Source organism: Hyphomonas sp. BRH_c22 (genome assembly GCF_000961795.1).
Lineage (GTDB): Bacteria > Pseudomonadota > Alphaproteobacteria > Caulobacterales > Hyphomonadaceae > Hyphomonas.
The window spans coordinates 24,436-45,514 of record NZ_LADU01000086.1; the positions used below are offsets into that span (position 1 = coordinate 24,436).

22 protein-coding genes, 1 tRNA gene and 3 pseudogenes are annotated in these 21,079 nt (G+C 59.2%); 2 read left to right on the forward strand and 24 right to left on the reverse strand.

The genetic code is table 11. From position 1 onward, the window contains the following. Window positions 1-26 precede the first annotated feature (26 nt). The gene (locus tag VR74_RS20925; protein ID WP_299950229.1) at window positions 27-1,583 is read left to right on the forward strand and encodes a trypsin-like serine protease; all 1,557 of its coding nucleotides are present in this window, start codon (window positions 27-29) and stop codon (window positions 1,581-1,583) included. 64 nt (window positions 1,584-1,647) lie between these two features. Here VR74_RS20925 and VR74_RS11160 read toward each other — a convergent pair whose 3' ends face one another. The 22 genes and pseudogenes from VR74_RS11160 to VR74_RS20930 all read right to left on the reverse strand — a co-directional run. Next, entirely contained in the window at window positions 1,648-3,582 is a 1,935-nt protein-coding gene (locus VR74_RS11160) for a caspase family protein (protein WP_045696806.1), read from the reverse strand. Window positions 3,583-3,993: 411 nt separating this feature from the next. After that, window positions 3,994-4,263: pseudogene (locus VR74_RS11165) on the reverse strand (transposase); the annotation flags it as partial. 57 nt (window positions 4,264-4,320) lie between these two features. Beyond that, a pseudogene (locus VR74_RS11170) lies at window positions 4,321-5,052 on the reverse strand (IS6 family transposase). 121 nt (window positions 5,053-5,173) lie between these two features. After that, window positions 5,174-5,956 (reverse strand): sulfur oxidation c-type cytochrome SoxA, encoded by a 783-nt coding sequence (gene soxA, locus VR74_RS11175; protein ID WP_299950230.1) that lies wholly within the window; start codon window positions 5,954-5,956, stop codon window positions 5,174-5,176. After that, window positions 5,953-6,273 carry a thiosulfate oxidation carrier complex protein SoxZ gene (gene soxZ, locus VR74_RS11180; RefSeq protein WP_045696809.1) on the reverse strand — a complete coding sequence of 107 codons (321 nt, stop codon included), beginning with the start codon at window positions 6,271-6,273 and terminating at the stop codon, window positions 5,953-5,955. Before soxZ ends, soxA begins: the two co-directional genes overlap by 4 nt. A gap of 9 nt (window positions 6,274-6,282) precedes the next feature. Further along, window positions 6,283-6,753, reverse strand: a complete 471-nt coding sequence (locus tag VR74_RS11185; protein WP_045696811.1) for a thiosulfate oxidation carrier protein SoxY — start codon at window positions 6,751-6,753, stop codon at window positions 6,283-6,285. A 1-nt stretch (window position 6,754) separates the two neighbouring features. After that, on the reverse strand, window positions 6,755-7,207 hold the full coding sequence (soxX, locus tag VR74_RS11190) for a sulfur oxidation c-type cytochrome SoxX (RefSeq protein WP_299950232.1): 453 nt from the start codon (window positions 7,205-7,207) through the stop codon (window positions 6,755-6,757). After that, entirely contained in the window at window positions 7,207-8,493 is a 1,287-nt protein-coding gene (locus VR74_RS11195; protein ID WP_299950234.1) for an NAD(P)/FAD-dependent oxidoreductase, read from the reverse strand. Before VR74_RS11195 ends, soxX begins: the two co-directional genes overlap by 1 nt. Next, window positions 8,486-8,827, reverse strand: a complete 342-nt coding sequence (locus VR74_RS11200) for a hypothetical protein (protein WP_299950236.1) — start codon at window positions 8,825-8,827, stop codon at window positions 8,486-8,488. The genes VR74_RS11195 and VR74_RS11200 overlap by 8 nt, the downstream gene beginning before the upstream one ends. A gap of 3 nt (window positions 8,828-8,830) precedes the next feature. After that, complete coding sequence (locus tag VR74_RS11205; RefSeq protein WP_045696817.1) at window positions 8,831-11,014, reverse strand: molybdopterin cofactor-binding domain-containing protein; 2,184 nt, start codon at window positions 11,012-11,014, stop codon at window positions 8,831-8,833. Between the two features lie 10 nt (window positions 11,015-11,024). Continuing rightward, window positions 11,025-11,480 (reverse strand): (2Fe-2S)-binding protein, encoded by a 456-nt coding sequence (locus VR74_RS11210; RefSeq protein ID WP_045696819.1) that lies wholly within the window; start codon window positions 11,478-11,480, stop codon window positions 11,025-11,027. Between the two features lie 203 nt (window positions 11,481-11,683). Next, a complete protein-coding gene (locus VR74_RS11215; protein ID WP_045696821.1) occupies window positions 11,684-12,448 on the reverse strand; it encodes a sulfite exporter TauE/SafE family protein in 765 nt (254 codons plus the stop codon). Between the two features lie 3 nt (window positions 12,449-12,451). Beyond that, entirely contained in the window at window positions 12,452-13,660 is a 1,209-nt protein-coding gene (locus tag VR74_RS11220) for a molybdopterin molybdotransferase MoeA (protein WP_045696823.1), read from the reverse strand. Further along, window positions 13,657-14,139, reverse strand: a complete 483-nt coding sequence (gene moaC / locus VR74_RS11225; protein ID WP_045696856.1) for a cyclic pyranopterin monophosphate synthase MoaC — start codon at window positions 14,137-14,139, stop codon at window positions 13,657-13,659. Before moaC ends, VR74_RS11220 begins: the two co-directional genes overlap by 4 nt. Before the next feature lie 5 nt (window positions 14,140-14,144). Further along, window positions 14,145-14,675: a molybdenum cofactor biosynthesis protein B gene (gene moaB / locus VR74_RS11230; RefSeq protein WP_045696825.1), complete on the reverse strand. Its 531-nt coding sequence runs from the start codon at window positions 14,673-14,675 to the stop codon at window positions 14,145-14,147. A gap of 3 nt (window positions 14,676-14,678) precedes the next feature. Further along, window positions 14,679-15,137 (reverse strand): molybdenum cofactor biosynthesis protein MoaE, encoded by a 459-nt coding sequence (locus VR74_RS11235; RefSeq protein ID WP_045696826.1) that lies wholly within the window; start codon window positions 15,135-15,137, stop codon window positions 14,679-14,681. Between the two features lie 8 nt (window positions 15,138-15,145). Further along, window positions 15,146-15,394, reverse strand: a complete 249-nt coding sequence (locus VR74_RS11240) for a MoaD/ThiS family protein (RefSeq protein ID WP_299950238.1) — start codon at window positions 15,392-15,394, stop codon at window positions 15,146-15,148. A gap of 3 nt (window positions 15,395-15,397) precedes the next feature. Continuing rightward, complete coding sequence (gene moaA, locus VR74_RS11245) at window positions 15,398-16,429, reverse strand: GTP 3',8-cyclase MoaA (protein WP_045696827.1); 1,032 nt, start codon at window positions 16,427-16,429, stop codon at window positions 15,398-15,400. Next, window positions 16,422-17,021 carry a nucleotidyltransferase family protein gene (locus VR74_RS11250; RefSeq protein ID WP_045696829.1) on the reverse strand — a complete coding sequence of 200 codons (600 nt, stop codon included), beginning with the start codon at window positions 17,019-17,021 and terminating at the stop codon, window positions 16,422-16,424. Before VR74_RS11250 ends, moaA begins: the two co-directional genes overlap by 8 nt. After that, window positions 17,014-17,970 (reverse strand): XdhC family protein, encoded by a 957-nt coding sequence (locus tag VR74_RS11255; protein WP_045696831.1) that lies wholly within the window; start codon window positions 17,968-17,970, stop codon window positions 17,014-17,016. Before VR74_RS11255 ends, VR74_RS11250 begins: the two co-directional genes overlap by 8 nt. A gap of 32 nt (window positions 17,971-18,002) precedes the next feature. Next, a complete protein-coding gene (locus VR74_RS11260; protein ID WP_045696832.1) occupies window positions 18,003-18,353 on the reverse strand; it encodes a LysR family transcriptional regulator in 351 nt (116 codons plus the stop codon). 59 nt (window positions 18,354-18,412) lie between these two features. Further along, a pseudogene (locus tag VR74_RS20930) lies at window positions 18,413-18,628 on the reverse strand (IS3 family transposase); the annotation flags it as partial. 269 nt (window positions 18,629-18,897) lie between these two features. On the opposite strand from VR74_RS20930, the gene VR74_RS11265 reads away from it, so the two are divergent. Further along, window positions 18,898-19,860, forward strand: coding sequence for a HipA domain-containing protein (locus VR74_RS11265; RefSeq protein WP_299950240.1), 963 nt, complete (start codon window positions 18,898-18,900; stop codon window positions 19,858-19,860). Window positions 19,861-20,139: 279 nt separating this feature from the next. Here the strand turns inward: VR74_RS11265 and VR74_RS11270 are convergent. Beyond that, a tRNA-Leu gene (locus VR74_RS11270) sits at window positions 20,140-20,226 on the reverse strand. Between the two features lie 400 nt (window positions 20,227-20,626). After that, the gene (locus VR74_RS11275) at window positions 20,627-21,052 is read right to left on the reverse strand and encodes a hypothetical protein (RefSeq protein WP_045696834.1); all 426 of its coding nucleotides are present in this window, start codon (window positions 21,050-21,052) and stop codon (window positions 20,627-20,629) included. Window positions 21,053-21,079: the final 27 nt, after the last annotated feature.

A 21,079-nucleotide genomic window follows, 5' to 3' on the forward strand; every position in this document is an offset into this window, starting at 1 on the left:
TTGATCTGAAATGAAGAGGGGATGATATGACTCTTTTAAATTTTGTACGCCTACAAGCGCTGTGTACCATCCTGCTCATCGTAGGTTGTTCGTCCAGCGCGCAAACAGGCGATCAAGACATAAGCGACACCGTCACAGAACCGGGCCTGGCAGAATCCGACTGGACGGAGACCCTCACACCTGTGTCACGCGCGAACGAGAAAATGGTTGGTGGAACGCGCGCACGTTCCGGCGAATGGCCATATCTGGGCACGATCCGCGGGACGACCAGTCGACAGACCACTCATTTCTGCGGCGCAACAATGATCAGCCCGCATTGGGCGCTTACGGCAGCTCACTGCGTACCGGATCTCTACAAGGACGCCAATGGCGATATCTCCCGTCCCACATTTGGCCGCCTTGACTTGGTTATGGGCGTCTCGGACCTTTCAGAGACCGACACAAAGAATATATTTAAGATAGTCGAAGTCGTTGTGCCGCCTGACTATCGGGCATCCAATGATGCCCCAACCCTCAGCAATTTCCGTGGCCCGAAATCCGACATCGCACTTGTCCGGTTCGAAGGGACATGGAACGGTCCGGTTGCACGCCTGTCAAACGGCGCCGGCTCAGATCCTGACCAGTATTTTGGTCGTGGATTTGTCGCTGGTTTTGGGCTGGAGTACGCCTCCTCATCGATCGTGCCATTCATTTACACACGCTCCGGGCGAGATGGGTATGCCGGATCCCAATACATGCAACATGCGATGGTTCCGATGAAATCGCCCGATGCATGTTCGGCTACCTTCTCAGGGATGGCATATGACCCATCCGACCAGATCTGTGCCGGATTTGATGATGGCGGAATCGATTCATGTCAGGGCGATTCCGGGGGTCCGATGGCAGCCCTCGATGAAAAAGGACGCGCTTATCAGGTCGGTGTAGTGAGCTTCGGGTTCGGTTGCGCCGAGGCCGGATGGCCGGGCGTGTACACGCGCATCTCAAACCATGTAGCTTGGGTCCTGTCTCACGTTCCGGACGCAAAATTTGTCAGTGCGAAGCCGGAAACAGCGATTTCTGTAAGCAAGGACTCACTGCTGGCAATCTACAGTCTCTTCGATCAATCGAAGGACAACATTCAGATCACCACGATTCCAGCCGGGACGATAAGTGTCGGTCAGGAAATGCGGATTTTTGTCACCTCAAAAATTGGCGGGCGCCTCTGGGTGCTGGACAAAGGCGCGGATGGAACGATAACGCCCATCTATCCAAACCGATTCATTGATGCACGCGACACATTGGTCTCACCTGGGCAAACTGTTCTGATTCCGGATGAATCCTATCAAAACAAGTTCCGGTTCACGGCAAACCTGTCGAACCCGTCCGTCTCGTCCGAGAAGAACGAGATCTTCGCAATTGTATTGCCGCCTTCGGTTGAGCTAATCGGCGACTCCATGCCGGAAATGAACAAGACAATCGGCGTCAGAGCTCAATCGACGGACTATGCCTTGAGACTTCAGAAGCAAATTACATCGGCGTCTCGCACGAGTTCCGACCTGGAAAATTGGGCGTCCGGCCGCGCGCAATACGAGATCATCAAGTAGAACGAGGTGGCTTAGTCCGATCTAGTCCCCGTCTAAGCCACTTCGGCTGGCCGCAGACGCCGTTTCAGTTCTGTGCCTCGATGATACGCCGCCTGAGAAGCTCCTTTGGACCGCCCTGGCCTTCCAGGTAATCATACCAGCCGTTGCCCGCTGCGCTCAAGTTGAAGAGCATATCTCGGGTGGCCTGATAGCCGTCCTGCGAATATACGCGTCTCAGGTCACTCATCGGCAAGAGGTCATCGATCGTGTTCTCATTGAGCGACTCCATCATGAAAGTCTTGCCGTCCTTGCCGGCTGAAACGAAGGCCTGACAACTCGATTCGTCCCACACTGTCGCCTGGTTGCAGCCCATAAGCGAAAAATCGAGTTCTTCAACGGATGTTGGGCCATAGCCGCCCGAAATTGCCTGGAAATACGCCCGCCCGACCAATACGGGATCCCACAGGGTCAGATGGTCTCGTAGCAATTGTTTGGCGTTGCCGTCTCCTTCGAATTGCTGATACCAGCCATTCCCGGCCGTGCTCAGATTCTTCAGCATGAACCAAGTGTCCTTATATGCCGGATCGGAACTAATCCGGACAAGGTCCCGGCGGGGGAGAAGCTGATCAATAGTGTCAAGCCGGATCGCGTTCATCAGGAAGGACTTGCCGTCTTTTCCATCTAGTACGATCTTCTGGCATCGCGCTTCGTCCCAGACGCTCGAAGGACCACAGCCAAGCTCGTTGAAATCAACAATGCCGCTGGCCTTCGGGCCGGTGCCACCTGTGATCGCCTGAGCGTAGGCCTTCGCAATTTCCCAGGGATCGCCGAGCTTCAAACGTTCACGCAGCAATTGCTTGGCCTGCCCTTCGCCTTCAAGCCAGCTGTACCAGCCATTGCCAGGTGTGCTGAGATAACCAAGCATCTGGCGGGTCGGCTCAAAGGTCGGGTCTGCAAGATCGGCATAAATCCGTTTGAGATCACTCAGCGGGATAAGCTCATCGATGTTGTCCGCTGACAGCGCATTCATCAGATGTGTCTTTCCATCTTCGTTGTCCGCGATGATCGCCTGGCAGCTATTCTCATCCCAAACGGTAGACGGGTTGCACCCCATAGATGAAAAATCGACATCACCTGCCGCATGCGAGCCGCTACCGCCTGTTATGGACTGAAAGTAGGCTTTTCCAATCGCCTCGTAGGCGGACAAGACATCTGGCGATGCAGATTGTATCTGCTTGGGTGCCCCAGACATTGAGACGGCCGTTGCGCTGGCCTCGTCGCCGCATCCGGCAAAGCAAATCGGTTTGTATATCTTGTTGTCGGTCCAAGGGCGCTGCTTTTCGCCGCTCTGTTGGGCAACGAGCAATTGCGTATTCAAGAACGCCATGCCGGAATTCATCATCGGACGACGAATTTCGTTGGCCAAGACCGGCGCATAAAGGCCTTCCTGGGCGACGTCGCCGGCATCAGTTGCATAGGCGATCAGCATGTTCGTCTGAGCGCTCGTGACAGACAGTCCTTTTGTTCCGGACTTGAAGCCTGGCAGGGACGGCACATTACGGCAGGCATCGAACACCATAAAGACGGCCTTCGCACCCGTTGCGGCAAACATGTCTCGTTCGATCTCCAAGTTGACGCCATAGCGGACCAGATCTGACGGAACCTCGATCTCTGAATCAATACCGAGTAAAAAACTCTCCTTGGTCTCGGGATTTTGAACGCCGTGTCCGGTATAGTAGACAAAGCCGATCGCATCTGGGCCTGCTCTGTCTACCTTCTTGCGGAATGAATCCAGTTCTCCATTCAATTGGGTCTTGTACAGATTTCGAACTCGTATGACATCGAAACCCGTGGCCGTCAGAGAATCGGCAATGGCATTGGCTTCCGACTCAGCCGAATTGACACGTGAAAGCGTTGCACTTCGATATTCGGTCTGACTGATGACAAGTGCCATCCGCGTTTCCGCAATAGCACTCGAAGCGGCGGCAATGAACAGGAATGTTACCAAGAGCCAACGCATATTCCATCTCCCACTTACCATTTGCATACGAAAGCACAATCGCCCGGCTTGTGGAAGGGTAATGGCAACGTGGGTCAACGATACCTTGGAAACACGCAAGCCGATCGAGTGCGGCCTCATTTCCTTTGGATGGAGCGGTGCTGTCATGTGTGGACAGCCCCGGTTCTGCAAGCACAAACTTTGAGCGAGAGATGATCTGAGGGATACGGTCATGTATCCGGCCTGTTTGCGCGGCATGTGACCGCTGGCCCTGATGAAGTCCGCCTCCGGGTTCCTTTCAGGCTATCGGGCTCTTGACACCCTGACAGCACCGCGGAGTATCCCGGTAACGGTCCTATACTGATTATCATTACTTGCATTATGCCCTTACAGTCTGGAGCGACGGCGCCCTGCCGTCGTAGTTCGTGTTTCCTATGCCATGACCGGCGCCCGATAGGTTTCACCGCGTGCCATCACCGCCCAGGTGATCCGGGCCGTCTTGTTGGCCATGGCAACGGTCGTCAGTCGCTTTGACTTGCTTGTCAGGAGCGACCTTACCCATGCGCCGGTCGCTGACGGATTTGTATCGGCCCTTCGGATGACAGATGTGGCCCCGATCACAAAGGGGTGTCGCAGATAGCCATCGCCTGTCTTCGAGATACGCCCGAGCTTGTACTTGCCACCCGATGAGTTTTGCCTCGGTGTGGGTGGTGTCAGTCTTATGCGAACCAGGCTCCGGTATTCGCGGGGCTGCAGGTGCTAGGCGACGAGAAGGTCGCGCCATTCGCGAAGGGCGACGTCACGTTTCAGTTTGACCCTTATCCGGGTGTTGATGTGACTTTTGAAGTTGAAGTGATTGTGCACTGACGAATGGATTGAGACGAAATTCTGCAGACTTCGCATGCGCCGGAAACGAGACAACGCCCGCTCTCATCGTCGAAAGGGGCAGGTGTGAATTCTCGGCGCGATTGTTCAGATGCCGACCGTCCTGCGGACCCTGACGCCTTTCATTCCCAATCACCTTTATGGCTGCTCGATCAGAAGGGCAGCTGTCTGTCACGACGACATGTGGATTACCGTATCGCTTCATTGCTTTCTTGAGGAATTTCAACGCAGCAGCCTTGTCCCGCTTTTTCGTGACACAGGATTCCAGAACTTCGCCTTCATTGTCGACGGCGCGCCACAGGTAATGCTTCTCGCCTCTGATGTTGGCTACGCCTGCCTTCGGCTGACGAAGACCTCGTCCAGGTGCCACTGCCATGGCGGGCTCCGCCGCATGGCTTCGGACCGCCGTTTCGGGATCTAGTGAGCGAAGTAAGTACCGAACCGATCGACCCAGTGACGGACGCTTTCGTGGCAAATGTCGATCCCACGCTTGTGCAGGAGGTCCTCTACGTTGCGAAGCGAGAGCGGAAATCGGACATGCATCAGTACGCCAAGTTGGATGATTTCGGGTGACGTCTTGAAGCAGCGGAACGGGTTCTTGGCCATTTTCAGAGGCTAAACGCTAGAATCAGTCACCTCAATGTCGGTTCCGCTGACAATGCCGTAGAGCCTACTGGTCTGTCTCGACAAGAGTGGTCCCAGATCCTGGACAGTTGGGGGACGGGCGTTAACGTCGGATTGCCGGGCTTTCGATTTCCAGACCATTCGCCCTGGCATTCAGGTAGAGTTCCAGATCGACATAGGTCTGGTTTCCCAGAGACAGAGGCTCAGCGCGGACGCCTGTGTCGCAGTCACGTATCCGCCTCTGAAGCGAACCGAGCGTTTGCCATTCGAGGCGATAGGCGGGAAACCCGTTTCCGTGACCCTGGCTGATCGTGTCGCCGCGCAACCGCATTCCGGCATTCTGATCGTGGCACTGATGGCAGGACAGATTGAATTGTCCGCGACGCGTGAAGAAGTAATCGCGCCCATTGGCATAATGTGCCGCAGCGGCGCCTCCTGTATCGACCGACAGGGGGACGCCGCGCGACTGGTTGGCGACATAGACGGTGAGGGCGAGCAGGTCGTCGCTTTCATGTTCCAAAGCCGGCAAATTCTGATGCCTCTCGCGGCATGTGTTTATACGACCTTCAAGATTGAGAAGTTGACCGGTTGCTGTATCGATGGCTGGGTAGGACGCGGCGGCGCCAATGAGGCCAGACGCGTGACAGGATGCGCAGGACGGTGTGTACCCGTGGCCAGCTCCGAACAGGGCTGCGCCGCGATCGACCCAGAGATATCCCGGATTGCTGAATGTATCGTCCTGCAATGCCTGTGTTTCCGGGGTCAGCAAGTCATATCCCGATTGCAGGCGTTCAAACGGCGCATCCAGGTTGTTCTCTCTATGATCGGCGGGCGTACATGCCGACACGAGGACCATCGCGAGAACCCAGGCAATCTTGTTGGTCACGTCACCATCAGCATGGCTGTCTCCTGCCACGACTCGCCATGCTCGTCTGTCCACCGAAACACCAGCATGCCGCTTTGGGTCGCGCGCGTGTGGAATGTGAGGAATGGATCTGCGGCGATACCAGGTTGGAAGTCGGCCGCGAATACGCGTTCACCATCATACAGGCATTCGAAGCGCGTGATAATGTTGCGCGGTATCGCTTCGCCTCGGGAGCCTCGCCGGTAGCCGCTCTCCATGGGATGCTGGATCAGGGCCTTGAGCTCGATCACATCACCGCGTTTTGCGGTCGGGGGAACAGAGAGTCGTATACTGGCCATGAGCCTCTCCTAAAGCACGACGCAGGCGGCGAGCGTGACCACGGTCGTCGCGGAGCCCGACCAGAGAGAGCCATCGCTTAATTCGGCAACAGCCTGGACCGTCTGCGTACCGCCAAGTCGTATGCGTGTTGAAACCGCAGCGCGTCCAGCGCGGGGGCCAAGTTTGAACCGGACAATTTCTGCAATCGGGTTGCGAGGCGAGAAGATGGCGATCTGCCTGACATGGTCCTTGTCCGTCATGGGGCTATCGACGTCGACCGACAGAGGCACCGAATAACCGTTCTCTGCGATGGCAGGAAGTTTCAGTGTCACGCGCCCCTCCCTGATCGGGCGATCGCCGAACAGGATTTTCTGCGCCTGTATCAGGTCATCTGGTCCTGCCAGGGCTGGAAGGTGTGTCGCCGCAATCAGGATTCCGCCCACGCCCATGCGTATCAGGATGCGACGATTGAGAGCTTTCTGGACGGAACGGGAGTACATCTCAGTCTTTCAGGGTGGACAGATAGGCAACGAGGTCCTCAACGGATTGCGCCGGAAGCGCCGGCCGGCCCGCTTCAGCCTCGGAAACCTGATATAGGTTATGTGTACGATAATAAGAAGGCATCAGGACACCTGGCCGGATGAGTTCATAGTCGACAATCCGCAACCGAATCTGGCCAGGAGACAAGCGTGAGCCGACGCCCGTGAGCACCGGGCCGACATTACCCTGGAAGGGGGCATCAAGTCCGTCTACCTGATGACACAGAACGCAGTGTCCGCCGCCACGCGAGGCAAACACATTCGCGCCTGCCTCGGCATCGCCTGGAGTGCCTGTAAGGGGCTTCGGGATGGCATCGCCTGCAATCTGGTCCCGGGGCACCAACCGCGCCTGCGCATCATTGCAGCCGGCAACCAGCAGCAATATGAAACTTGCGCTACAACATAGCTCACGCATCAGCCGAATGCCTCGCCTGTAATCGACGCGAACCAGGTTTCGGCCTGGCTTGCTTCCGCTGAGCGGATGCCGGATGCCGAGCCGACGGGAGTCAGGCCACCGGCACCATCAATCGCGGTGAATTGACCGCGGTCATTTGAATACACACCTGAGATCGACACGGCTTGATCAGGCGCGACGAAAGAGTAGCAGGTGTTTGCCAGGACAGTGGATTCAGGTTCCATGCCGGACACTAGGCGGGCCACAGAAATGGCGCAGATCTTTGCCTGGAGGTTAGCGGAGAAAGCCGATTTTGGCATAGGCGCGGCAATGGTGGCGTCGCCGATGACATGAATGCCGTCCTGGATCGTGGACTCAAAGCTTGTGGCATTGATCGGACACCAGCCCGTCGCATCGGCGACGCCTGCGCTGTGCGCGATCTCGCCAGCTTTTTGCGGCGGAATGATATTGGCGACATCCGCGCCGATCTCTTCAAAGTCGGTTGAAAGGGTCAGGCTGCCGGCATCGAAGCGGGACACCCGGCCGTCGTCCGATGCGCCGCGCCATTCAAGGTGATCGGGATAATACTCAGCCCAGGCTTCCCTGAAGAGCGGCATTTTAGAGAAACTGTCCTGATGATCGAGGATCAGCAGCTTTGAACGGGGTTTGCGGGTCTTCAGGTAGTTGGCAATCAGGCTGGCGCGTTCGTAGGGTCCGGGAGGACACCGGAAGGGAGGCGCGGGCACGGACATGACGACCAGGCCGCCATCATCCATCGCAGCCAGCTGGTCTCGCAGGCGTGCGGTTTGGGCGCCCGCTTTCCAGGCGTGGGGCGCGCTCTGTGCGGCGGCCCTGTCATATCCCTCAATCGCCCCCCATCGAAAGTCTATGCCGGGTGACAGGATCAACCGGTCATAGGTGAGCAGGGCGCCGTCTTCGAGCCTGACCTGTTTCAGGCTCGCATCGATCGCGATGGCGCGGGCATGGATGACACGGACACCCGATTGCGCGAGCGCCGCATAACTGAAGGACTGAGCGTCGAGGGCGCGCGTGCCCCCGATGACAAGATTGCTGAACGGGCAAGCGGTATAGATGGGGTTTGGTTCGACAAGGGTGATGTCAGCATCTGGCAGGAGGCGACGCAGGCTCCACGCAGCCGTCGCACCGCCAAAGCCCCCGCCGACGATAGCGATTCTTGCGCGGGCCTGGGCGAATGCGCGGTAACCCGGATTCGCCAGTGGAACGGCCAGGGCACCGAGGCCAGCGAGGACATGGCGCCGGTTCGTGCCGGACAGGCGCTCAGTCATTGGTTTGTCCCATCGCGAGATAGGCGCTGATCATCTCGATCTGCTCATCCGAGTAACCTCGAGCAAGGCGATGCATGACGGTCGTTCCGGTCGGATCGTATTTGTAGGTGGCCAGACGCTCGCTCAGCGCCTCAGCATCGAGATGTCCGAACCCAGGCGGGGCGGGGCCGATTGCGCCGTGACAGCCGGAGCAGGAAGACGAGAGCGCTGCCGATGCCGACAGGCTGGTCGGGGCCAGCAAGGGAGGGGCAGTAACCGGAAGGACGGATGCCTGCTGGCACGCCGCGGCTGTCAGCAAAGCGGCGGCCGGCAGAAGGGCTCTCAGGCATCGCAAGGGTCAAGCGTCCCTCAGCCTCTGGTCCTTGAGCGGCAGCTGACGCACCCGATTGCCGGTTGCAGCATGGATGGCGTTCAGTACGGCTGGCGCAGCAACGGCAATTGTCGGTTCGCCAACCCCACCCCAGAAGCCGCCGGACGGCATGACCAGTGTTTCAACCTTTGGCATGTCGGCCATCCGCATGGAATTGAACGTGTCGAAGTTCCGTTCCTGGACTTCACCGTTCTCGAAGGTGATCTCGCCGAAGAGCATGGCCGACAGACCGTAGACGAACGAACCTTGTACCTGCGCTTCGATTTGCTGCGGATTGACGGCGTTTCCGGGATCGGTGGCGGCAACGATACGGTCAATCTTGAGGTAGCCATCATCGTCGACCGTGACCTCTGCGCATGCTGCCGTGTAGGAACCGAAGGAATAGAAGTTGCAAAGGCCACGGGCCTTGCCGTCATTTGACCCCCAGCCGGATTTCTCGGCAACGGCCTTCAGGACGGTCGCAGACTTCGGGCTGTCCTTCAGGTGCGCGAGCCGGAATTCCAGGGGATCGCGCCCGGCTGCATGGGCAAGTTCGTCCATGAAGCATTCCAGGTAGATCGCGTTCTGGTTTGCGTTGACCCCGCGCCAGAAGCCGGGCCGGACAGGCGGGTTGCGCATCGCGTGGTCGACCAGGAGGTTCGGGAATGTGTACTTGAGTGTCTGGTCCTCTACGCGCGGGTCGAGCCCCGAAGGCAGCAGGCCTTGGAATGTGGCGTAGTCGGCGCCATCCTGCAGGGCTTGCGGCATCAGGGCGGCCAGGATCGATTGGCCGGAAATGCGCACATGGAGCGCGGTGAGATTACCGTTGGCGTCGAGCGCGCCACGCAGTCTGGCCTTGGTCGTCGGGTGAAGGAATCCATGCTGCATGTCTTCTTCACGGGACCAGAGCAACTTGACCGGCGTACCGGGCATCTGTTTGGCGATCTGCACGGCCTGGACGACATAGTCGGACATGCCACGACGACCGAAGCCACCCCCCAGGTGCAACTTGTAGACTTCACATTGCTCGATCGGCAGGTCTGCTGCGGTCGCGGCCGCGGCGAGGGCGGCTTCGCCGTTTTGCGTCGGACACCAGACTTCGCATCTGTCCGGCGTCCAGACGGCTGTCGCGTTCATGGTTTCCATCGGTGCATGGTTCTGGTGCGGCACGCGATAGGTTGCTTCGATGACCTTTGCGGCGTCATCAAAGGCTGCTGCGGTGTCGCCGACCTTGTTGCCAAGGAACGCGTCGTCGGAGGTCAGGCCGTCATCCAGTTCCGATTCGAAAGCCGCGCTTGAATAGTCGATGCCTTCGGTCCACTCCACCGGGAGGGCCAGCACCGCCTTGTTTGCTCGCCACCATGTATCGGCGACGACGGCCACGGCGTCGTCTCCAACCTGCACGACCTTCCTGACGCCCGGCATGGAATCCACGGCGGCGGCGTCAAAGCTCTTCACCTTTCCTCCAAGCCGGGGTGACGCCTTGATGGAGGCATTCAACAGGCCGTCCAGTTTGAGGTCTGCGCCATAGACCTGTGCGCCCGTCAGCTTGTCGGCGGTGTCCAGGCGCAATTTGGGTTGACCTATGATGGTCCAGTCCCTGGGGTCCTTCAATTCCACATCGAGAGGTGGCGCGAGTAGCGCCGCTGCGCTTGCGACTTTTCCATACGTGGTCTTCTTGCGCGAGCCGGTGTGCGAAATCACACCTTTGGACACGGTGCACTCGCTGACCGGCACGCCCCATTCATTGGCGGCAGCTTCGATCAACATGATCCGGGCAGCAGCTGCGCCTTCGCGGACGTATTGATGGGATCCGCGCAGGCCCTGGCTTCCGCCGGTCGAGAAATCGCCCCAGACCCGTTCGCGGGCGAGGTTCTGACCCGGCGTCGGGTATTCGGTAACGACCTTGTCCCAGTCGCATTCGAGCTCTTCGGCGACAAGCTGGGCGAGTCCTGTCAACGTGCCCTGTCCCATTTCGGACCGTGCGATGCGTACGGTAACGATGTCGTCATGTCCAATATGAACCCATGCGTTCACTTCAGGATTGGGCTCGAGACCTGATACGTCGGGTTCGCGCGGCTTCGAACATGCGGCAAGGACGCCAATGGTCAGGCCTGCAGCGCCTGTTCCGACAATGAAAGTGCGGCGTGATAGATTGAGCACGTTGGTCATGATCGTCTCCTCAGGCTTTCTTCGTCTTGGCGAGATGAATGCCCTCACGGACGCGAACAAATGTGCCGCACCGGCAAATATTGGTGATCTCGGCGTCGATGTCTTCGTCGGTCGGGTTCGGGTTGCTTTTCAGCAAGGCTGCGACGGCCATGATCATCCCCGGCTGGCAATAGCCACACTGCGGGACGTCCAGTTCCGCCCAAGCCTTCTGAACGGGATGATCGCCTGCCTTCGAAAGGCCTTCGATCGTGGTAATTTCTTCTGTCCCCGACAGCGCGGCGACCGGATAGACGCAGGAGCGGACTGGTGCGCCATCAACATGAACCGTGCAGCTGCCACATTGGGCAATGCCGCATCCGTATTTGGCGCCGGTCAGGCCAAGCTGCTCTCTCAAGACCCAAAGGAGTGGCGTGTCATCATCCACGTCGACTGTTAGCGTTTGTCCGTTGACTTTAAGTGTTGTCATTGTCGGTTTCCTTCGGTCTTGGCCGGCGATCAGGCAGTCGTTTTATCCGGGCGAACAAAAGCAGGATTCAAACAATGACCCAGGTCTCCCGGCTCGCTCAATGGACAGGATGCGTTCATTTCAGCTGATTGCCAAGACGCGGTCGTCGATTTCGAGGGAATTCGGGAAAACGGATGGTCAGCTTCCAGGCGTCATCCGGCCGATCAAAGCAGCGCGGCCCAGCGAAACAGGAGACGCGCTGCCACATAGAAGACAAGGATTGCGGTCATGCGTTTGATCAGCGTCGCCGGCATGCGCTCGCTGGCCAGCCACGACCCGATCTGCCCACCGACCAAGACGCATGGCAATACGGGCCAAAAGGGCACCGCAAGTGCCAGCACATTTGCATCCTGCAATTTCATAACCTGTCCGGCGAGGCCGGACAGGGAATTTGAGAGGATGAAAAAGCTGCATGCCGCAGCGATCTCGCGGGGGCCGCCCCACCTCAGGACATACAGCACGGGCGCGAGGAAAATCCCTCCTCCGATGCCCACGAGTCCTGATAATAGTCCGATGCCTGCGCCAACGCCCAGACCAATCGGCAGCGAAGATGCCTGCGCGCGGGATTCGTCATCCAATGCGGGTGATGGCTGGAAGGCGAGATGCAGTGCGGAAAGCATCAGCGCTGCTCCGAGCAGGCCGACGAAGACGATCTCGGACACGGGTAATCGACCACCGATCCAGGCGGCCGGAACGGATGCCAGCAGGAATGGAAGAAGTCGCCTGACAGAAAGCAGTCCCGCCCTCCAGAACCTGATCACCCCTCCAGTGACCACGACGATATTGCAGGCGAGCGCAATCGACGGAAGGATCCTGTAATCCGTGCCGTAAAGGACAAGCAGGGCGTTATAGGTCGACCCGCCCCCGAACCCGACCGCTGCATATAGCGTGGCGGTGATAAAAAAGAGGGCAGCCAGCAGGAGGGGCACGGGCTATTTGCCCGGCCTGACATGTCCGATCATCAATACGTCCACGATGTCACCGACTGCGACCGCCGGGGAGCCGGAAAGCCGTCTGATCAACCCATTCGCCTTCAGAAACGGGGAGATGAGCGAGCTGTCCTGATCGGGCGCTGCTTCCGCTTCGAGGACACCGCCTGGGCCAGCGTGGATTGAAGCGCGCAGGAACGTCTCCCTACGCCCGGGAGCAGGCAGCGCACTGACGGACCGCGCCTTGATGAATGCATGACCAGTTCGGCCCGCGAGAAGCGGTTTCAGGAACAGGTGGGCACATACGAAGGCGGACGCGGGATTGCCCGGCAGGCCGACAACGCGTTGCTGACCGCGCCTGGAAAACCAGGTCGGTTTACCCGGTTTGACCGCAACCCTTTCGAACACTGGCATAAAGCCGGCGCCTGCAAAGGCGGGCCGCATCAGGTCATGGTCTCCTACTGACGCACCTCCGACCGGCAGGAAAATGTCTATGTCTCGCGCACCTTCAATTTTTGAATGAATGGAGCTCAGTGAATCGCCCGCAATACCAAGGTCGACAGGCTCGCCGCCCCATTCCCGGACCAGTGCGCTCAATCCCGCCGGATTGGAATTGACGATCTGCCCGACGTCCAGCGCGGAGCCGGGCTGGCGCAGCTCGTCGCCATTTGCCAGGATGCCAATGCGTAGTCGCTTCCAGACCGAAAGGCTGCCGTGATTGGCCGCTGCCGCGACTGACAATCCCGCTGGCGTGATCAATGCACCTTCCTCGAGCAACGTGTCACCCTCGGCAAAGTCGATCCCGGCGTGGCGGACATGTTCAGGTGCGGCATAAGTGTTGAGACAGACAATTGTGGCGCCATCCGTGTCTGTTTCTTCCTGGATCACGACATGGTCAGCGCCGCCCGGAATGACAGACCCGGTGAACATGCGCACCGCCTCGCCCTCGCGGATGCTTCCGGCGAAAGGATGACCAGCTGGCGCCTCCCCTATGACGCGCAGTCTTGCGCCAGCGGCGGCAACATCAGCAAGCCGGACCGCATAACCATCCATGGCCGACACAGCGACCTGTGGCCGCGAAACACGCGCGATCACGGGTGCAGCGAGCCGGGTGCCAAGCGCGGCCTCTAGCGAGACAGTTTCAGAGGAGTGAGCAAGGGCATTTTGCGCGAGCAGAACCAGTGCTTCATCCACGCTGATCAGCCCGCTCATGACGCCGGCTTCTTGTAGGTGCCAGACGTTCCGCCAGACTTCGAGATCAGCTCGATCCCTTCAATCACCATTGATCTGTCGATGGCTTTCAGCATGTCGTAGAGCGTGAGGCAGGCGACGGACACGGCTGTCAGTGCCTCCATTTCGACGCCGGTCTTGCCGGTCGTCTTGGCCGTCGCGGTCACGCGCAGGGCGCTGGCGTCGCGATCCTGTTCGATTGCGACTGTCACGCTTGTAAGGGGCAGGGGGTGGCACAGGGGGACAAGATCCGAAGTGCGCTTGGCGCCCATGATACCTGCGAGTTCTGCAACGGTGACAGGGTCACCCTTTCGGGTGTCCCGGCTCAGTGCGCGCTGCAAAGTGGCGGGCGCCATACGCACCCGTCCCGTCGCCACGGCGGTTCGGTCTGTCTCGGCCTTGGAGCCGATATCCACCATGCGGGCGCGACCATCCGGCCCGATATGCGTGAGATCGTTCATCGTGCTCATCGCTCCTGTAGGCGCGGCATGAGTTCGACAAGGTTGCAGGGCTTGTGGCGGCTGTCCAGCTGGTAGGAGATGACCTTGTCCCAGCCATCCTTCACGGCACCATTCGAGCCTGGAAGGCAGAAAATGAATGTGCCGCCGGCCAGTCCCGCGACGGCGCGCGACTGGAGAGTCGAGAGGCCGACACTCTGGAAGCTGACCTGGTGAAAGATCACGGAAAACCCGTCGATCGTCTTCTCGAATAGGGGTGTGACGGCTTCCGGCGTCACATCCCTTCCGGTCAGGCCGGTGCCGCCGCTGGAAATGACCACGTCGACATCCGGGTCAGCGATCCAGGTTGAGACAATATTCCGGATGGCCGTCACATCATCTGGCACGATGAGCCTCTCCACCACGACATGTCCGGCCGCCTCTATGCGCTGTACAAGCACTGCACCGGACGTGTCGGTTTCGGTCGTTCGTGTATCGCTGACGATCAGTACGGCTATGCGCACAGGAAAAAATTCAAGTTTTTCATTTATGCCGTGCAAGGTTTACTCTCCCGTCTTCGACCAGCGGTTCCGGTCAGTGTAGTCTTCCGGTCGCGGCTCGATCCAGTGCGCGCCAGTGGCGGTAGTTTCCTTTTTCCAGAAGACGGCCTCTGTCTTCAGGTAATCCATGAGGTAGTCGACGGCTTCGAGTGCTGCGCGACGGTGCGCAGATGCTGTAGCCACGAACACGATCGGTTCTCCGGGCACCAGGTCGCCAGTCCTGTGGATGACAGTCTGATCCGATAGCGGCCATCGCATCTTCGCTTCGCCTATTGCAGCGATTATGCCGCGTTCGGTCAACGGGTCAAAGGCTTGCAGATGCAACGTCTTCACAATTCCCATCTTTCCGGTTCCGCGCACGAGCCCCGTGAAGCTGGCAATTGCTCCAGCCCCCGCGGCGCGCGTTTCGAAATCGCGCAACGCGTCTGCGGCGTCAAAGGGATGGTCGATCAGGGAAATCACTTGACCGCTCAGCCCCCGCCGACGGGTGGAAGGAATGCGATTTCGTCCGCGTCCGATATTGCCCATGGGTCGTTGACGATTTCGTCATTTACGACCATGCGCACCGACTTCTCCAACAGAGCCCCTCCAAGATGGCGGTCATTGTCCAGCCATCGTCGCAGGGCGCGGGTATCCGTCACGCCAGCGGGCAGGGCGAGGGTTTCCGAACTCGCGCCGAGCAGGTCCATGAGGCGCCCGAAATAACGCAGCCTGGCCAAATTTCAGCCTCCCGTAGTCGACATGTGGCGGGGCAGTCTGGGGACGTCCCCGCGCCTTTTGATCTCGAAATCGTGCTTTTCCGGTTTCGCGAACATGGCCCGGTTGAGCGCAGCGTCGAGCGCAAGATCCGGGTCAGGCGCCTCGCGCAGGGCCGCGCGCAAATCGATATGATCATCCTGCCCCAGGCACATGTAGATTCGTCCCGTGCATGTGACCCGAACCCGGTTGCAGCCTGCGCAAAAATTGTTTGTGAGCGGCGTAATGAAACCCAATCGGCCGCCGGTTTCGCGAACGCGCGTATATCGCGAGGGACCGGCGCCGGGCTGGGCGTCTGTCTCGTCGGACAGGGTCCAACGTGTCTCGAGGACATCCCGGACCATTGGTAGCGGAATGTACTGGTCCATGCGGTCTTCGCCTGTGTCGCCCAGCGGCATGACTTCGATAAGCGTCATGTCCATCCCTTTGGCGTGCGCCCATTCGACCATGCCTGCTATATCGGAAGCATTCTGGTGTTTCAGCGCAACCGTATTGATCTTTACGTTCAAGCCCGCAGACAGTGCCGCCTCAATGCCATTCAGCACCTTCGAGACGTCGCCGCGTCGGGTGATCTGCGAAAACTTTTCCGGGTCCAGCGCGTCGAGAGATACGTTCACGCGCCGCACGCCTGCTTGCAATAGCCCATCCACGTGTTCAGCCAGCAGTGTCCCGTTCGTCGTCAGGGTCAGCTCGTCAAGTCCCTGCCCAACAAGGCGCCCCAGGCTGTGAAACAAGGAGCCGATGTCCTTGCGCACGAGCGGTTCTCCACCGGTGATCCGGATCTTGCGTACACCGCGGCTGACGAATGCAGTTGCGACCCGGTCAAGTTCCTCCAGTGTCAGCAGTTCAGCTCTTGGAAGGAACGACATTCTTTCAGACATGCAATAGGTACAACGTAAGTCACAGCGATCGGTGACCGAGAGGCGCAGATAGGTGATCTGCCGACCGTAGCGATCGACCAGCGGACTCTTGCCGGGCAGGAATTCGCCATCAGCCATGCATTCGCTCCTCTGCTCGCTCAAGATCGTTTCTGTCGTCAATGTCGGTCAGCATGCCTGCATCGGTGGCCACGACCCTTGTTTCAGGCAATTGATCAAATACGCTGCGCGCACCCCGGTCGCCCTCAAGTGAGGCGAGGCGATCAAAAGCTGAGCGGCGGAACATGGCCGGAGGCGACAGGACGCCGTTTGCTTCTGACATGACTGCGCTTGCGTCTCGCGCCAGAGTCGCTGCCAGGCGGGTGACGTGCGCGTCCGTCACAAACGGCATGTCGCCGAGAAGGATCAATACCTTGTCAGAACTGGTCGTGTCGCGAATGTGCGCAATGCCGATTGCCAGGGACCGCCCCTGGCCATTTTCCGGGACGGGGTTTGTTACAACATGAAAGCCGTGTGCTTCCAGCCAGGCCTTGCGAGCCTCCTGGCGGGCGCCGACAACAGCAAAGCGACCGACTCCTGGTTCGGCCCCGAGCACACTGGCCGGATAGCCTAAAACCGGGCGGCCATTAAGGTCTGCCAAGAGTTTGTCCTCCACACCGAAGCGGGATGAGATGCCGCTTGCGAGCAGCAGGATGGACGCCTGGTCAAACATGGGCCGACTCCACGTTGTGAAAGGCGTCGACAATTTCGGCGAGAACTGAAATTGCCAGCATCGAAGCGTCGCGCATGGACGGCACAAGACCGATTGGTCCGCGAATTCGCGCGATGTCGGCGACCGGTACGCCGGCTGCCGTCATCAGGCCGCACCTGGCAGCGTGCGTCCTGACGCTGCCCACGGCGCCGATATAGAATGCCGGTCCACCAAGCGCCTGGCGCAACAAGGCCGTTTCCCAGTGCGCGTCGTGAAACATCAGAACGAAGGCTGTCTCTGGGTCGTCGTCGACTGCCGGAAGACTTGATGGTGTGGTCAGGCGCTCGACCTTTGCGATGGCCGCCGAACGTGCTGCATTGAAATCGTCCTGATCGGGTAGCTGCAGCCGGATATTGAACCCGCTTGCGCCGGCAAGGCGGGCGAGTGCCAGGCAGTCAGACCCTCGACCGGCAATGCGCAGCGATAGTTTCGGCCGGTATCTAATTCGAAAAGCAGCACAGATATCCGGATCTTCGGAGAGCGCAATCTCGCCTGAAGGCTGCACGGCGAATGATACGGGCCTTCGTGCTTCCAGCGATGCGAGCGCCATGGAAACTGTTTGCGCGTTCGTCACGGGCACGATCAGTACCTCGATTGCGCCTCCGCAGGGAAGCCGGATGTCGACAAAAGGTGATCCTGATCCGTATCGCAGGCGCTGGACGTGGCCCGTTTGCAGGCTGCGGATGGCATTGAGGCGGACATCTGCATCGATGCAGCCGCCCGAAACATAGCCTGCAGAACCGCCCGACTTCGAGATGGCCATCATTGCGCCCGGCGCCCGAACACCGCCGCCATGCGTAGCTGTAACGATAGCGAGCGCGACTTCCTCTCCGGCGTCGATGAAGTCCAGCGCTGCGCGGAGCGCGTCCTGGGGGTGCTCATATGTTGCAAGAGGTGAGACCAGACTCATGCCACCATTATAAATGGCGATTTATATCGATACTAGTCCCTCGCGGACACGATCAGGGATGCGATCTCGCTGCGGTAGGTGCTGGTTGACTCGGCAGCCTGTTCGCACAGAGCGTTGTACAGTTCGAGCACTCTTCGCCCCCGTGCGGTAAGAACGGCGCCGCCGCCATCCTTGCCACCATGGCTGGACGCCACCAGGGGCGCCCGAAACAATACGTTCATGCTTTCGACGAGCTTGAAAGCACGCGGATAGGACATACCAAGCGCGCGGGCACCGGCCGCAATCGAGCCGGACGTCTTTATGGCGTCGAGCAGTGCCGCCTTTCCGGGGCCAAACCGGCCCTCGTTGTCGACATCCAGACGTATGCTCAGATCTATGTCCATCGAGAGACGTTCCTAGGCACTGAACCGCCCCGGCAACCCCGGAGGCAGCTTGGTTGGGTTCATGCAGCGATAGCGATTTCCCAGAGCGTTGCATAGGCGTTGGCCTCGGCTTCAGCCGGCGGGATGTGCCCGATGGGCCCCGGCAGTCTGCGACTGTGGAACCAATCGACCCAGATGAGGGTCGCATATGCGACGGTGTCCATCGACTTCCATGGCGCCTTCCGATGGACGATTTCAGACTTGTACAGACCACTGATCGTCTCTGCCAACGCATTGCTGCAGCGTTGGCCTGCGTCCCGACAGGGGGTCCGGTATCTGAGCAGGTCCCGGCTTCAGCGATGGAGCCGAGACATGGGCAGGAGAGCCAGGCCTGAAGAGGTTATTACGAAACTGCGGGAGGTGGAGGTTAGTCTCGCGCGTGGAGAGACAGCTGCTTCGTCGGCCCGGCCGGTTGGCGTGACCGAACAGGTCTGCTCCCGCTGGCGCAAGGAGAGCGTGTTGGCCACTGAAGGTGGTGTCAGGCGAATGCTAACCCTTCTCCGCTATGTGCGGACGTGCAGATCCAGAGGTTGCGCTGGAGCGCCATTTCGAGGACCTGCAGCAGCGCCCCTTCCTTGTTGGCGAGGAAGGCGTTCGCCTATCCCTTGCGGGTGGACAGAAGAAGTCGGCCCTCGCGGTCCTTGATGCGAACGGCGTCCCGGTCCTGCGGCTGCCGCAGGACGGCGACGTTCTCGCGGTCCCGCGGCACGGCGCGCCATCGACCGTGATTGTGAAGCCTGACAATCCGATCCTGCCCGGCATTGTCGGGAATGAGTCATATTGCCTGAGCCTGGCGCAGGCGATCGGCATTGCTGCTGCCCAGGTAACAGTCCTTCCCGCAGGCACTCGCAACATCATTTACGTGCTCCGCTATGACCGGCGCGTCAGCCGGACGGGCGCGCTGCAACGGATCCATCAGGAAGACTTCGCGCAGGCAAATGGTGTCCCGCCGGGGCGAAAGTATGAACGCGGTACGCTTGCCGGACCTGATCTGGTCACCCTGCTTGGGACGGGGCGCGACCTGCCGCCGACCGATGCGCTCTCCCTGCTCGACCAGCTCATCTTCAATATCCTCGTTGCGAACACCGATGCCCACGCGAAAAACTATTCGCTACTCCTGCCGGTGGGCGGCGGCCTTCGCCTCGCCCCCCTTTACGATGTTTCTACCGTTCTTGCCTGGCCCCGTGTCGTTCAGTATTTCGCGCAGAACATTGCAGGCAGGAAGCGCAAACCCGGCGATGTCGAGGCGCGCCACTGGGACGCCATTGCCAAGGCGGTCAACTACCGCCCGGCCGATGTCCGCAAACGGGTCCAGGAACTCGTTGACGCACTCTTGGCCAACCGTGTTGCTGTGAGCCAGGCCATCGCGGCCCTTCCTGGCAGCAGTCGCGGCTATGTCGAGGAGACTGCCGGCCTTGTCGAGGAGAATGCCCTGCGGATTGCGGGTCGGCTCCGTAAGGCTCCATAAGTCCTTCTCTCTAGGACTTGGGCTCTCCCTACAGGATGGATCACCGCTTATCGCGGTTCCATCCCATCCTGTGGCGAAGTACTTGTCGCACAGTGAAGCATTTCGCGATGAGCACAGTCCAGTATTGCATCCCGCTCAACAAGGCAGGCAACCTCAGTGAGCTGCGCCGTCACGGCAACAATACCGTTCAGGCCGGTCACGTCGACTGACGCTCGGTGAAGTGAGCGGTCAGAAGCGCGAGACGCGGGATATAACTTATTGTTATTATTGATATTTTGTTGGTGCCCAGAAGAGGACTCGAACCTCCACGACCTTGCGATCACTACGACCTGAACGTAGCGCGTCTACCAATTCCGCCATCTGGGCACGGGGTAGGAAGGCGCGTATCTACGAAGCAGGTGATCCAACGTCAACGCCTTTCTCGCAGCGTGATGAAAATTGAATGCGATCGCGCTTAGCCTTTTTAGGTTCAGGGCGACTCAGGGCGGAGCGCATGGCTGAATTGATCGGTTAAGGTGCTGGTCAGGGCCTGCCCAAGCCGGGTTTGAACCCAATCGATCCAGTCACACTCGGTCATCTCTCCGGTCAAAGCAGTGATGCCGTTTGGCTCGTTCATTTGAGAACGAAGAAACTCCAGGACAAGCTGCCGGTCCTTCCAGTCGTGGGCGATCTGAGCGAGGGAATGCCACCGCTTTTGTTCGTCAGCCGACCGTTGACGTGCGACGGCAGCTTTGAGCTGCCTCTGCTGGTAGCGTCTACTCTCTTCTTATCTGAGTAATCTGCTTTCGCGCATGAGCTGGAGCGCGGCAAACAGGATTGGGACGACGTGTTCCAATTCTTGTTCCATGCGTGCCGATTGATTCTCGACCCAGTTCTTTTGAACAGGGGAACTCACGTAGCTCTTAATCTCGAATATCAAGAACCCCGTCGGCTGCATGTCCCATTTGTGCGTCTCGTCAGAGTATGGTCTCCACGAGCGCTGCTGATCGGTCAGCGGAACCCGCACGCGCTTTTTCTTTTCCCGAAGCGAGATTTCCAGTTGATCGCGGTCTTCGCAAATGAGGAGCTGTCCTTTGACTCCTTCTTCGACCCGACCGCCTTGAAGCTCTATCGCCTTGAACAATGCACTCAGGATGCGGTGCCGGTGATTATCGTTCTCGGTGAAAGGACCTGGATCGCCGAAAGCAGTCATCGGTCGCCGCTGGGCGAATGAGTACTT